This window comes from Robertmurraya sp. GLU-23 (genome assembly GCF_052983275.1).
Map to the genome: position 1 here is coordinate 569,587 of NZ_JBRKCV010000001.1, position 12,513 is coordinate 582,099.

14 protein-coding genes are annotated in these 12,513 nt (G+C 36.2%); 8 read left to right on the forward strand and 6 right to left on the reverse strand.

The annotated features are described in order from the left end of the window. Positions 1-7: 7 nt before the first annotated feature. On the reverse strand, positions 8-157 hold the full coding sequence (locus tag ACVBAX_RS02930) for a cytochrome c oxidase subunit 2A (protein WP_119708897.1): 150 nt from the start codon (positions 155-157) through the stop codon (positions 8-10). A gap of 313 nt (positions 158-470) precedes the next feature. Further along, a complete protein-coding gene (locus tag ACVBAX_RS02935) occupies positions 471-686 on the reverse strand; it encodes a methionine aminopeptidase (protein WP_430773072.1) in 216 nt (71 codons plus the stop codon). Between the two features lie 455 nt (positions 687-1,141). Here ACVBAX_RS02935 and ACVBAX_RS02940 point away from each other — a divergent pair, with 455 nt between their 5' ends. Beyond that, on the forward strand, positions 1,142-1,915 hold the full coding sequence (locus tag ACVBAX_RS02940) for an SDR family NAD(P)-dependent oxidoreductase (RefSeq protein ID WP_447115813.1): 774 nt from the start codon (positions 1,142-1,144) through the stop codon (positions 1,913-1,915). A gap of 26 nt (positions 1,916-1,941) precedes the next feature. Here ACVBAX_RS02940 and ACVBAX_RS02945 read toward each other — a convergent pair whose 3' ends face one another. After that, positions 1,942-2,397, reverse strand: coding sequence for a chemotaxis protein CheX (locus ACVBAX_RS02945; protein ID WP_447115814.1), 456 nt, complete (start codon positions 2,395-2,397; stop codon positions 1,942-1,944). Positions 2,398-2,699: 302 nt separating this feature from the next. On the opposite strand from ACVBAX_RS02945, the gene ACVBAX_RS02950 reads away from it, so the two are divergent. The 5 genes from ACVBAX_RS02950 to ACVBAX_RS02970 all read left to right on the forward strand — a co-directional run bounded on the left by ACVBAX_RS02950 (position 2,700) and on the right by ACVBAX_RS02970 (position 9,986). After that, positions 2,700-3,791, forward strand: coding sequence for a type III polyketide synthase (locus ACVBAX_RS02950; RefSeq protein WP_447115815.1), 1,092 nt, complete (start codon positions 2,700-2,702; stop codon positions 3,789-3,791). Further along, positions 3,791-4,342, forward strand: coding sequence for an isoprenylcysteine carboxyl methyltransferase family protein (locus ACVBAX_RS02955; RefSeq protein WP_447115816.1), 552 nt, complete (start codon positions 3,791-3,793; stop codon positions 4,340-4,342). Before ACVBAX_RS02950 ends, ACVBAX_RS02955 begins: the two co-directional genes overlap by 1 nt. Before the next feature lie 309 nt (positions 4,343-4,651). After that, on the forward strand, positions 4,652-8,320 hold the full coding sequence (locus tag ACVBAX_RS02960) for a dynamin family protein (protein WP_447115817.1): 3,669 nt from the start codon (positions 4,652-4,654) through the stop codon (positions 8,318-8,320). A gap of 96 nt (positions 8,321-8,416) precedes the next feature. Beyond that, a complete protein-coding gene (locus ACVBAX_RS02965) occupies positions 8,417-9,016 on the forward strand; it encodes a hypothetical protein (protein ID WP_447115818.1) in 600 nt (199 codons plus the stop codon). A 73-nt stretch (positions 9,017-9,089) separates the two neighbouring features. Then, positions 9,090-9,986: a 5'-3' exonuclease gene (locus ACVBAX_RS02970; RefSeq protein ID WP_447115819.1), complete on the forward strand. Its 897-nt coding sequence runs from the start codon at positions 9,090-9,092 to the stop codon at positions 9,984-9,986. Positions 9,987-10,025: 39 nt separating this feature from the next. On the opposite strand, the gene sspL is transcribed toward ACVBAX_RS02970, so the two are convergent. After that, on the reverse strand, positions 10,026-10,169 hold the full coding sequence (gene sspL, locus ACVBAX_RS02975; RefSeq protein ID WP_119708888.1) for a small, acid-soluble spore protein L: 144 nt from the start codon (positions 10,167-10,169) through the stop codon (positions 10,026-10,028). 106 nt (positions 10,170-10,275) lie between these two features. Between sspL and ACVBAX_RS02980 the strand changes: the two genes are divergently transcribed. Both ACVBAX_RS02980 and ACVBAX_RS02985 read left to right on the forward strand, forming a co-directional pair. Continuing rightward, positions 10,276-10,737, forward strand: coding sequence for a divergent PAP2 family protein (locus ACVBAX_RS02980; protein ID WP_119708887.1), 462 nt, complete (start codon positions 10,276-10,278; stop codon positions 10,735-10,737). A 65-nt stretch (positions 10,738-10,802) separates the two neighbouring features. Continuing rightward, positions 10,803-11,069 carry a DUF6123 family protein gene (locus ACVBAX_RS02985; protein WP_447115820.1) on the forward strand — a complete coding sequence of 89 codons (267 nt, stop codon included), beginning with the start codon at positions 10,803-10,805 and terminating at the stop codon, positions 11,067-11,069. Positions 11,070-11,098: 29 nt separating this feature from the next. On the opposite strand, the gene ACVBAX_RS02990 is transcribed toward ACVBAX_RS02985, so the two are convergent. Then, positions 11,099-12,019, reverse strand: a complete 921-nt coding sequence (locus ACVBAX_RS02990) for a DMT family transporter (RefSeq protein ID WP_447115821.1) — start codon at positions 12,017-12,019, stop codon at positions 11,099-11,101. Beyond that, positions 12,016-12,429 (reverse strand): reverse transcriptase-like protein, encoded by a 414-nt coding sequence (locus ACVBAX_RS02995; protein WP_430773081.1) that lies wholly within the window; start codon positions 12,427-12,429, stop codon positions 12,016-12,018. The genes ACVBAX_RS02990 and ACVBAX_RS02995 overlap by 4 nt, the downstream gene beginning before the upstream one ends. Positions 12,430-12,513: the final 84 nt, after the last annotated feature.

The window sequence follows — 12,513 nt, forward strand, 5'->3', positions numbered from 1 at the left end:
CTTTCCTCTAAAAACGGTCTAAAAATAAGAAGTAAACGCTCACCCATGTCACTATTAGAAAGAATCCTAATAGGAAAACGGAAGCTAATGTGCCTTTTAAAGAAGAGCTATCCTCTATTTCCGTCTTTGTTTTTCGGTTGAGTTCCATTTTCGCCATAACCCTCACTCCCTCCCCAAGGTTTCACAATAAATAAATAATTACAATTTCATAATACAAGACAATTGTTGCAATTCCATTAGCTTTCATTGATTTCACAAATTGTTCAATTGTTATGTATTTACTATGATAGTAGTGAAAAGTTATTGTGACAGTGATTTAAATCACATTCAGGTTTCTTGAAATGTGAATTATTTGTGAAGAAGATAAATTTTGAAAATATATGATAACGGTTACGAATGTCGACATAAAAGCATTTGTAGGTGAGTGATATTTATTACACAAAAAACACACCCTAGAAACCTAGAGTGTGTTACACGATTGAGCTATCCCACTTTGAATAAGATCCTGATCCTTCGCAGCCCGCACAATCAAAGATATGGTTATATGGGATAAATTCTCCTACTGGAGGATATACATGATACCCTTTTCCATGGCATTGTGGGCACTTATCTTCTTCATACATTGCTTCTAAATGCTCCTGATATTTTCCTTCTCGCCAATTAAAGAAGGCTTGAATGATTCCCAAGGTTAATCACCACCTATTTCCTATTATTGCTAATGGGGTTTCCACTATACATATTATTAACATAGAGGTGTGAAGGTGATGTTAATAATTGGTAGTTGAATATGGTTATGTTCACCATTAAATTTTCATATTTATTATTATTCCTAAAGCTTTTAGACTACTCGTAGGAACCTCTTATACTTGAAATAAATATACTGATAGTAATATTGGTCAGTAAGAAATAGTGAGGGATAATATATGGTGAAATACTATTGTGAACACTGCCGAACTCTTTATGATGGGAAGGTAGTATGTCAGGTGTGTGGTGAACTTGTGTGCAAAGAAATTTATATAGAGGTTCAAAGACAACAAGATAAGAAGTAATTAGGTAGCAGGAAAAAGAATCCCTTTTTCCTTTTCTTTTTGACTACTGTTTGATATGTTGATTCATATATGAATGAAAAAGGGGGATCATCGTGTACTTACCATCATTTCGATTAGATAATAAACATGCGATAGTTACTGGTGCCGGCAGGGGAATTGGAAAAGCACTAGCCATTGGTTTAGCGGAAGCTGGGGCAGATGTTGCAATACTCTCCCGAACCGAGGGAGATTTAAGGGAAACGGCTGAAATCATTCGTTCTCTTGGCAGGAGGGTGCTCGTTATACCGACGAATGTCACCTCAACAGAGGAAATATCAAGGGCTGTGTCTACCGTTGAGGATGAGTGGGGAGAAATACATATTCTTATCAATAACGCAGGAATGAATATTCGATCTAAAGCAATAGAGGTTACGGAAGAAGAGTGGCAGACAATTATGGACACTAATTTAAAGTCAGCCTTTATGATGTCACAACAAGTTGGTAAAGTGATGCAGAAGCACGGAACGGCGGGTAGAATTATATCTATCTCATCTGTTGCTGGGCATGTCGCTTTGCGGACAGGTGTCGTTTATGCAGCAACAAAAGCGGCCATGATTCAAATGACCAAGGTGCTTGCATTAGAATGGGGTCCTCATCATATTAATGTGAATAGCATAGGACCATGGTATTTCAAAACCCCTTTAACGGAAAGCTTACTTTCTAACAAAGAGTATGTAAAAGATATTTTAGCCGTCACTCCTTTAAATCGTGTCGGTGAATTACCAGAACTAGTAGGTCCTGTTGTCATGCTAGCTTCCGAAGCAGGAAATTATATCAGCGGTCAAACCATATTTGTTGATGGTGGGATGACGATCCACGGATTTTAAAAAAAAGGTAGAGAGGGTAATCCTCTCTACTTATTTTCTACCATTATAATAAGTTCAATCGTTCCTAAGTCTTGAATAGTGATTGGTAAACGAAATGCCTTCTCAAATCCGTAAACCTTTGTTTCTCCAACCAAAACAGTTGGTGGGGTAATATCGGTTTCATGGCCTTTTTGTGAAATAGTTGTAGATAAATTCCCTGCAATCATGTTTCCTAACTCTCCTGCAAAGGACTCTAGCATTTCGCCTTCTAAAGCCATACCGAACATTCCTTCTCCGATCTTGCCAAACAACTGTTCATTTCCATCAATTATAATTCGACCTCTAACATCTCCGGTCATTCCAATCAAAACACCAATTGAATGCTGTGTAAAGGGCTGTGTAAAAAGAGACGGTTTTTCAACGGTTAGATCAAATGGAAGAACTGATTTAACTGAATCGATAGTCCCGTTTAGTATATCTGTCACCTGCTTTGATAAAGTCATTTATATTCCTCCAACTAGTCGAATATCATTATATTATCATAGATGCTAATGAAAATAACATGGTTTTCTCATTTTCAATAGTAAAAAATAATGGGAATTAGTGTAGTGCTTTTGATTTATTTCTATGGTAAAAATTATCTAGTGATTTGAAACGAAAATCAACATATAATGAAGAAGCACAGCAACTCCTTCAAGACATGGATGGCTCTCTACTTACTAAAGTAGGGAGTTTTTTTCTTGAATAAATATCCTGTTTTTGGAAAAAGTATCCTTAATATGGTGAACGTGGAAGGAGTAAAGAAATGCCAGCAATTCTATCAGTAGGTGAAGCAACCCCGCAATATGAAATAACACAAACTGAAGTGATGAATTTTTCGCGAAAGCTTTTTACAGAAGCTTTTCACGATATAGAAAGATTGCTTAAGGCATTCCAGAACGGACAAATTATTAAACGACATTTTGCTAGAAGTATTGAATGGTTTGATAAAGAGAGGTCATTTAAGGAAAAAAATGATGCATATATAGAAACAGCTACCCAGTTAGGTGCAAAAGCAATAGAAAATTGTTTGAAACATAAGGATTATTTGAAGAAACCGATAGGTTATGAAGAAATTGACGCAATTTTCACCATATCAAGTACAGGTTTAGCTACTCCAAGTATAGAAGCTAGGATTATGAATATGCTTCCTTTTTCAATACATACGAAACGAATTCCTATTTGGGGTCTTGGTTGTGCGGGGGGAGCTTCTGGCTTATCAAGAGCATACGAATACTGCCTAGCTTTTCCTAGTGCCAAAGTACTTGTGCTAACCATTGAATTGTGCAGTTTAACATTCCAGAAAAATGATCTGTCCAAAAGTAACTTAATTGGCTCTTCGCTTTTTGCTGACGGAGTGGCATGTGCTCTTGTAGTAGGAGATCAAATACAGAAGCAAAGTTTCGGTCAATTAACCTGCTATCCAACTATCTTAGCTACAAGGTCAACTACCATGAAGGATTCGCTAGATGTGATGGGGTGGGAAGTAAAAGACAATGGACTTTATGTTGTATTTTCCAAGGATATTCCTTCCATAATTGAAAAATGGCTAAAGCCCAATACAAATAGTTTTCTTACAGAGAATGGTTGTCAGATAGAAGAGCTTCAGCATTTTATTGCACATCCAGGAGGAAAAAAGGTTCTAGACGCCTACATAAAATCATTACAGTTACCCGCAGAAATGTTAGAAATATCTGCAAATGTATTAAAGAATTACGGGAATATGTCATCAGCAACCATCTTGTATGTTTTGAATCGGACCATGAAAGTGGCAAAAAAACATGATATGGGTCTTGCAACAGCATTAGGACCTGGTTTTAGCTCAGAATTACTTCTCTTACAATGGAGGGAAACATAATGTTTTCGTTATTTCTTACATTTGTGATTTTTCAACGAGTTTGTGAATTAGCAATCGCTAAAAGAAATGAGAAATGGATGAAAGAGCAGGGAGGCGTAGAATTCGGGAAAACACATTACTCATTTATTGTTTTTGTCCATGCCTTATTTTTTATATCACTTTGTCTCGAAGTGTTAGTACAAGAGCAAGAAATCTCTCCATATTGGCCAGTGCTTGTCAGCTTGTTTTTGGTTACACAAATAGGGAGAATTTGGGCACTGTCGTCATTGGGGAAGTATTGGAATACGAAAATAATCGTCGTACCTCATGCTACAGTTATTAAAAAAGGGCCTTATAAGTATCTCAAGCACCCAAACTATTTAATCGTCACCGTAGAGTTTCTTGTGATCCCACTTCTTTTTCAAGCATACGGAACACTTATTGCTTTTTCACTCCTTAATGCTCTCATCTTGATGATACGCATCCCGGCTGAGGAAAAAGCTCTTTGTGACCATACAAAATACAATGAGGTATTTCATAAAACAAGCAGAAACTCCCGTTACCGTTTATGAAAAAAATGTGAATGATCAGAAAGCTTATTGATAGTGATTATCATTCGTGATATAGTGTTCATATGAAAATAATTATCACTCTCATTAAAGGGGACGGTGTTTTCAAATGGTAACGATTTTTATTGGCGGAACGGTTGTCGTTTATGGATGGTTAATGATGCATGTGTTAAAGAATGTAAGCAAACCGCAAGCAATTCAATTAAATAAATAAAAAAATCAGGTGATTGTCAACCTGATTTTTTTTGTTTGGGAAATGAGTGAAAAATCAGTTAAAATAGAGTGGAATAAGTTCAAACAAGGGGTAGAACCATGTCAAATACAATCTTTCAACACGATACACAGATCACACTATCACGTCTTGCAAATCTACATACCTATTTTCTATCAAGGGGAAACGAAGAAACGGCACGAAAAGCAAAACAATTAGCTATAAAACTTCAAGAGAGAGAATATGCGATTGCATTTTGTGGTCATTTTTCAGCGGGAAAATCAACCATGATTAATACTTTAATTGGTGAAAATATTCTACCTTCCAGCCCTATTCCAACAAGTGCGAATTTAGTAAAAGTGAAAGCAGGAGAGGACTATGCGAAGGTCTATTTCAATGAAGGAAGACCACTATACTATAAGGCACCGTACGACTATAGTATGGTCAAGACGTATTGCAAAAATGGAGATGAAATAACGTCCATTGAGATAAGCAAGAGTAACACGAAGCTAACAAATGGTACAGCGATATTAGATACACCAGGGATTGACTCAACAGATGATGCTCATCGAATCGCTACAGAGTCAGCTTTACATCTAGCCGATCTTGTGTTTTATTGCATGGATTATAACCATGTTCAATCTGAAGTTAACTTCATGTTTACCAAAGAACTAACAGAAGAAGGTAAGGAAGTTTTCTTAGTTGTTAATCAAATTGATAAGCATCGTGAGGAAGAGCTAAGTTTTCTTCAGTTTCAACAAAGCGTAAAAGAATCCTTTGCTTCATGGGGAGTGACGCCGGGTCATATATTTTATACGACGCTAAAGGAACCAAATCATCCACATAATGAGTTAAAAGATCTACAAACGTTTATTGCTGAAAAAGTCCTTATGAAGGATCAGTTGTTAGAACTTTCAGTTTCAAATTCTCTCAAAAAGCTTATTCAAGAACAAATTGTATTCGAATTCAATCAGAATAAAGAAACAATTGAAAAGCTTGAACAAAAATTAAACGCTCTACCAGAAGGTGAATGGAATTCACTACAAGGTAAGATTGTAGAGTTACAACAGCAATTAGACATACAAGAGGAAGCACTAACTGAACAAAAGAGGAAGTTAGAGCTTGTGATTATTGATATTTTAAAAAATGCTTATTTAATGCCTTTTCAAACGAGAGAATTGGCAGAAAAATTTCTTGAATCTAGACAGCGAGAGTTTAAAGTTGGATTATTGTTTTCTAAAAATAAGACAGAACATGAACGCCAAGCAAGATTACATGCATTTTTTTCTGATATGCAAGAGAAAGTAAAGTCGCAACTTGAATGGCACTTAAAAGATGCGATTACTCGCTTTTTAAAGCAGGAAGACATCAATAATGCAGATTTACTAACAAAAATCCAGGAATACTCTGTGCCGATTACAGCAGAGCTTCTGATTAAGGCAGAAAAGAAGGACGCACGTTTGTCTGGAGAATACGTTTTGAACTATACAAACGATGTTGCGGAAAGCTTAAAAAACCTTGCTAGGAGAGAACTCGAGCCATTTATGGAAGATTTCCTAAAAATTCTAAGTACTAACATGAGTAAGAAGGTTTCAAAATGGGAGGAAGAGTTAGAAGTCATAAAGGATTTTAACCATACATGGTCAGAGTTAAAAACCATAACGAATAGCCAACAAAAGTCCAAAGATACAATGGACCAAATGATAACTGAAAATATCAAGAGCGATGAAATAAGGGATCATGAGATAGAAAAACTTCTTACTATGAATGAAGAATTTGAAATCGTGACTTCTACAGAAAAAGATCGAGGTGTAGCAGTAGATTCAATTAAAAAGGTAGAGAAAACAAAAGAAACACCTCCAGAAGAGGTGCACTCAACACAAGCTGGACTTCAAGTAAGGGATGTAGTAAAAAAGCTAAAGACAGCAGCGACGTTGTTAAACTCTGTACCAGGATTTAAAACTACTTCAGAGGAACTGACTGTAACATCTGATAGATTAGATCAAAGAGGATTTACGATTGCTCTTTTCGGTGCTTTTAGTGCAGGAAAATCCTCCTTTGCAAATGCATTAATTGGGCAGAAGCTTTTACCGGTTTCACCTAATCCCACTACGGCAGCGATAAATAAAATCATGCCTGTTACAGAAGAAAATAAGCACGGTTTAGTCAAAGTGAAATTCAAAAATTCAGATAATCTACTTGAGGAAGTGAAAAGGTCCTTACACTTGTTTGAGCTATCAGCGAGTTCGTTAGATCATGCAGTAGAAGTGATCCAATCAATAGATCCTACAGATTCGTTGTTTGATGTTCAAGGTAAGGTGCATTATTCTTTTCTAACCGCATTTTTACGGGGATACGAGTTAGCAAAAAGACACTTCGGAGATACCATTCAAACACAGTTAGAAGAATTTGCTGATTACGTTGCAAAGGAAGAAAAATCGTGTTTTGTAGAAAGTATTGAGTTGTATTATGATTGTGAACTAACTCGTCATGGAATCACGCTCGTTGATACACCAGGAGCCGATTCAATCAATGCACGACATACAGGTGTTGCTTTTGACTATATCAAAAACTCAGATGCTATTCTTTTTGTGACCTATTATAATCATGCCTTTTCAAAAGCTGATCGCGAGTTCTTAATACAGCTTGGTCGAGTTAAGGACACCTTTTCAATGGATAAGATGTTCTTTCTTGTAAATGCAATTGACTTGGCGCGTGATGAAGAAGAGGTCCAAGAAGTACTTGGTTACGTAACGGAGCAATTGATTCAATATGGAATTCGTATGCCTCATGTGTATCCAGTTTCAAGCATGTTAGGTTTAAAAGAAAAATTAGAAGCAGCACAAGAAGGCTCTCGTTTGGCGCAATTCGAAGAGAGATTCTATTCGTTTATTAAACACGACTTAAACGAGATTGCCCTAAACTCTGCTCTGTCAGATCTAAATCGAGTGAATACTGTACTTAAAGCTTTTATTCAAAATGCGAAGTTGAACCTAGAAGAAAAGGACACGTACTTGTTAACTCTTCAGGATCAAGAGGTAGCTATTGGAAAGCTGCTTCGTAGAGATGATCAAGAAAAAAATCTTCAAAAAAGATTACATTTAGAAACGGATGAGTTAGCCTTTTATATTAAGCAAAGAGTATTTTATCGATTTAATGATTTCTTTAAGGAGGCGTTTAATCCGTCTCTATTAAAGGATGATGGAAGAAGTATGAAACAGGCGTTACAAAGAGGACTTGAAGAATTCTTAACAAGTATTGGATATGATTTTGCTCAAGAATTACGAGCGACTTCACTTAGAATTGAGTCATTCATCGGAAAGCTAGTGGTAGAAGTTGAACAGCTTCTAGAGGGCTCGATTGTAGATATCAATAAAGATATATCCTTTCATTCGTATGAGAAAGGTGTCTGGAAGAGTATTGAGTTTAATAATGCTTTCGAGAATTTAGAGGCTCCCTTGTTTAAAAAGGCATTGAGCTATTTTAAAAATCCAAAATCGTTTTTTGAGCGTAATGATAAACGACTTATGATGGAGGAACTAGAAGCCATTTTATCTCCGATAGCCAACAGCTATGTGGAGGAAGGGAGTCTACGATTAAAGGAGCATTATCAAGAAATAATGAATTCTGAGATCCGTCAACTAAAAGAACAAATTAGTAGAGAGTGCCATGACTATTATGAAGGGTTACGGGCTGCACTTAGCGATGAAACCTCTATTAGTATGCTCGAGGAAACAGAAATTAAGTTAGAGGAACTATTAAGTAAATAACTACTGTCATAAATCCCTTTGAAAAGGGATTTATTTTTTATTTTCTTATCGTTATAATTAGAAATGTAAAAAAATTCAAATTACTCGGGGGTACATATGATTTCTAGTGGATATACTGTTACAAAAAAGAAAAAGACAGACTATACTCAAATGTTAGTTCCGATAGCCATTATTTTAATTCTTGGATCTATCTTTATTGCCTTGTTTTTTCTTGCTCCGATTCAATTTTTACTTTATAAGCCAAGTGGGGAGTGGTTTTTTGAACCTCCTAAAAGTGCTTATTATGCCTTTATTGGTGGAATCCTTCTTGTAGCTGCGATGTTAATAGGAACAGCTATTGCTATCTATAAAGATAAGATGACCAAGGGAATAAAGGTTTTAATAATTCTAGGGTATATACTGAGTGTGCTGGTTTTTGTACTGAGTATCAATCAATATCATTATGCAAATCAAACAGGCATTGTCCTAAATCGCTTTTTGAGTTTTGAAGATGAGAAATATACATGGGAGGATATTACTTCCGCAGAAGAACAAGCAATCGTTAAAAATGGAATGATGAGTAGCGGGAAACTTACACTTACTTTTATTAACGATAAAAGTTATACTTTTTTATTAAATGAAAATGTAAGAAAAGCAAAAATTGCTATGTACTACGAGTTAGAGAAACAAGGAATTGAAATTAAGAGAACACAATAAAGAAAACAATACCATCTTTGATAATTAATTTTCATGATATAATGGGGATTATGCTCTTAGAGGAGGACTATGAATGACGAACCAATCTACAGATCGTTCCCTTTTACTTGTTGATGGAATGGCACTATTATTCCGTGCTTTTTTTGCAACAAGTGTATCGGGTCAATTTATGATAAATTCTAAAGGAATACCAACAAATGGTGTTCATGGTTTTGTGAAACATTTTTTAACAGCGATATCAACGTTTAAGCCAAGCCACGTAGTCGTCTGTTGGGATATGGGAAGCAAAACATTCCGAAATGAAATGTTCACAGATTATAAAGCAAATCGCTCAGATGCACCGGTTGAATTGATCCCGCAGTTTGATTTAGTCAAGGAAGTAGTTAGTGCATTTGACATTCCTAATATCGGGTTAGAAGGGTATGAGGCAGACGATTGTATCGGAACAATTGCCAAGTCTTCGATGAACGACTTTGAGGTTAGCATATTAACAGGAGATCGTGATATTCTTCAGTTGTTAGATGAGCGAATTAATGTCATATTGCTGCAAAAAGGCTTTGGGAATTATGCTGTTCATACCCCTGACTCCTTCTATACAGAAAAGGGAATTCTCCCGAAGCAAATGATTGATGTAAAAGCGTTGATGGGAGATCCTAGTGATAATTATCCAGGTGTAAAAGGAATTGGTGAAAAAACAGCCCTTAAGTTAGTTCAACAATTTGAGCATGTTGAAGGGATTGTTTCGAATTTACAATTGCTTACTAAAGCGCAAAAAACGAAAATAGAGCAGGATTTGGACATGCTTTATTTAAGCAGAAAGCTTGCTGAAATCAAATGTGATGTTCCGATTTCCTTCTCACACGAGGAATCAGTATTCCAATTCAACCAGGAGAAGGTTCTAACAAAGTTTAAAGAGGTTGAGTTTAGAGGGCTCGATCGTTTATTACCAGACCAGCAAATATTAGCGTAATTGAAAGCTGCCCATGTTAATAGGGCAGCTTTTTTCTAATTAAATCTTAGTATTGCTTTTCTTAGCTCTATTTTCTAATTTACTTTTCGGATTCGGTGTAAATTCAGCATCCTGTCCATATCCTTGAGGATTCACACCAGGAGCTTTGGTACCACGGTTTGTATGTGAGTTTTTTCCTCCCATTTTCATTCCTCCTATTATAGGGTTGTTACTGTCTTAACGATAATATTATTACCTAATTGCATAATCTCACTCTCCTTTCTTCACAATAAAAAGGAGGTGAGAGAATGTGAATAAAGGTGTCTATATCGCGATTTCAAGCATAGCTTTAGCACAGGGATTGAAAATTCCTATTCATTATTGGAAGAAGAAGGAGTTCAGACCGGATTTGTTTTTTCAAACGGGTGGGATGCCTAGCTCCCATTCCGCTGGTGTCGCTTCCTTAACAACATATATTGCCTTAAAGCGTGGTTTACCAACCATTGATTTTGCTCTGTCTCTTGTTTATGGATTAATTGTTATGTATGATGCGCAGGGAATAAGAAGACAAACAGGTGAGCTTACTTTAAAAGTAAATGACTTGGATGATTTACTTGATAAAGTAAATCATGAAAAGCCCGTACATTTTGAAGAAAAGGCCCCAGATAAATTGAAGGAAATGCTTGGTCATAAGCCAGAAGAAGTAGTTGGTGGAGCGCTTCTTGGGGTGCTAACTGGGACTTTAGGCTATTTAATGGATAGAAAAAGATAGAAAAATGTCGGTTGATGAGATAAAATCAAGAAGATGTGAAGCGATCATAGGGAGTGTAGAGAACCTTGAGTACGGAAGAGTACGTAAGTCATTTATTAGACAAAGGATTCCTTCTAAAGGATGATGCGATTGGCTTTATTTATTTTGGAAAAAATTATACCGGTGCTTCAGATGAACTAGCAAATGTGGCGATTGAAGTCACACTAAAGGCTCAAAAAAGCTTTGATGGAAGTTTTTATGTGTCTTTACTTGAATGGCTTATATCAAATCAAATTAAAACGAAAAAAGAGGCTTATCAATTTATAAAAGAAGCCGAGTTGCTGACAATATAAAAAAAGCGTGTGAAGTTCACACGCTTTTTTTATATTGCTTGCTTATTTTCGGTATATACCGAATGCTTTTTTTTCGCTGGCAGTTCCGCAAAGATCATACCTGCAAAGATACATATACAGCCGAGTAGCGCATTGGATGTTAGTCTTTCATCGGCCCAAACATAAGCAGTAATGGCAGCGAACACTGGCTCCATGGCAAAAATTAAGGCAACTCTTGTTGGAGTCGTATATTTTTGAAAGCTTGTTTGAGCAAAAAAGGCTATCGCTGTTGCGAATACAGAAGTAATAAGTAAAGCGATTAGTACATTTTGTTGTCCTAGAATATCTAGACGAAAGGCTAAAGAATAATCTTCAGTAAATAAAGCTAACAAACCTGACAAAACAGACACTGTGAATATTTGAATAACAGTCAGCAACAAGGTGGGGAATTTTTCACTGTACCTACCCGTGAAGATGATATGCATGGCAAAACCAATGGCACATGCGAGAACAAATGCATCACCTCGATTTAATGATGTAATATCTGTTAATGTTAGAAGATATAATCCAATCGTTGCAATTCCCACTCCGATTAACGCATTTCTTGTTGGCTTTTGTTTCAGTAAAAATAGAGAAAAGAGAGGAACAAGTACAACACTTAGTCCGGTGATGAAACCAGCTTTAGAGGATGACGTATATAGTAATCCGATAGTTTGAAAAGCATATCCCGCAAATAGCCATCCTCCGAGTAAAATGCCAGACGTAAGAATGTATCGATTGAGTAGTAGTAGTTGTTTCCGTTCAAATATCATTAGCCATCCGCCAAGAATTAGTGCAGCGATAAAGAAACGAATGGCATTAAACACGTTTGGTGGTAAGGATGCAATTGCATTTTGAACGAGCACAAAAGTTGAACCCCACACAAGGGCAACCATAAGTAAACTAATGTCTGCAAATAATGACTTTTTCATATGTCCTCGTTCTCCTTGATGGTTTCATTTTTTCGGATTGCTGCTCGGGCGAGTTCATCTGCTGATTTATTTTCTGAGCTGGGAATCCATTTCATAAAAAATAAATCAAAATTTTTAGAAAGAGTTAATGCTTCTTCAAGTAAAGGAGCAAATTGCTTGTTTTTTACAAATTCCTTTTCAACTGCTCGATTTACTAGTTCTGAGTCCGTTCGAAAGGATACTACTTGATATCCATTCTTTTTACATATTTTTAATGCTTCAATAAAAGCATAATATTCAGCTTCGTGGTTGCTCATTACACCTAATGGGATAGAATAGCGTTCAACTTTGCCATTCGCTTTAATAAAAATACCAGCTCCACTAGGCCCTGGATTGCCAGCACTAGCGCCATCAATGTATACTTCAATCATTGATTTCCTCCAATAAACGTGATTTTTACATAGTATAAGCTAGTTTAACATATTTTTTGATTAAGCGAATGAATTGTCAGAAAA

Bases quoted from the DNA above. Each gene is read 5' to 3' on its own strand.
- sspL (WP_119708888.1), bottom strand. From the start codon at position 10,169: ATGGGAGGAAAAAACTCACATACAAACCGTGGTACCAAAGCTCCTGGT.
- ACVBAX_RS02995 (WP_430773081.1), bottom strand. From the start codon at position 12,429: ATGATTGAAGTATACATTGATGGCGCTAGTGCTGGCAATCCAGGGCCT.
- ACVBAX_RS02955 (WP_447115816.1), top strand. From the start codon at position 3,791: ATGTTTTCGTTATTTCTTACATTTGTGATTTTTCAACGAGTTTGTGAA.
- ACVBAX_RS02965 (WP_447115818.1), top strand. From the start codon at position 8,417: ATGATTTCTAGTGGATATACTGTTACAAAAAAGAAAAAGACAGACTAT.
- ACVBAX_RS02930 (WP_119708897.1), bottom strand. From the start codon at position 157: ATGGCGAAAATGGAACTCAACCGAAAAACAAAGACGGAAATAGAGGAT.
- ACVBAX_RS02945 (WP_447115814.1), bottom strand. From the start codon at position 2,397: ATGACTTTATCAAAGCAGGTGACAGATATACTAAACGGGACTATCGAT.
- ACVBAX_RS02960 (WP_447115817.1), top strand. From the start codon at position 4,652: ATGTCAAATACAATCTTTCAACACGATACACAGATCACACTATCACGT.
- ACVBAX_RS02950 (WP_447115815.1), top strand. From the start codon at position 2,700: ATGCCAGCAATTCTATCAGTAGGTGAAGCAACCCCGCAATATGAAATA.
- ACVBAX_RS02990 (WP_447115821.1), bottom strand. From the start codon at position 12,019: ATGAAAAAGTCATTATTTGCAGACATTAGTTTACTTATGGTTGCCCTT.
- ACVBAX_RS02970 (WP_447115819.1), top strand. From the start codon at position 9,090: ATGACGAACCAATCTACAGATCGTTCCCTTTTACTTGTTGATGGAATG.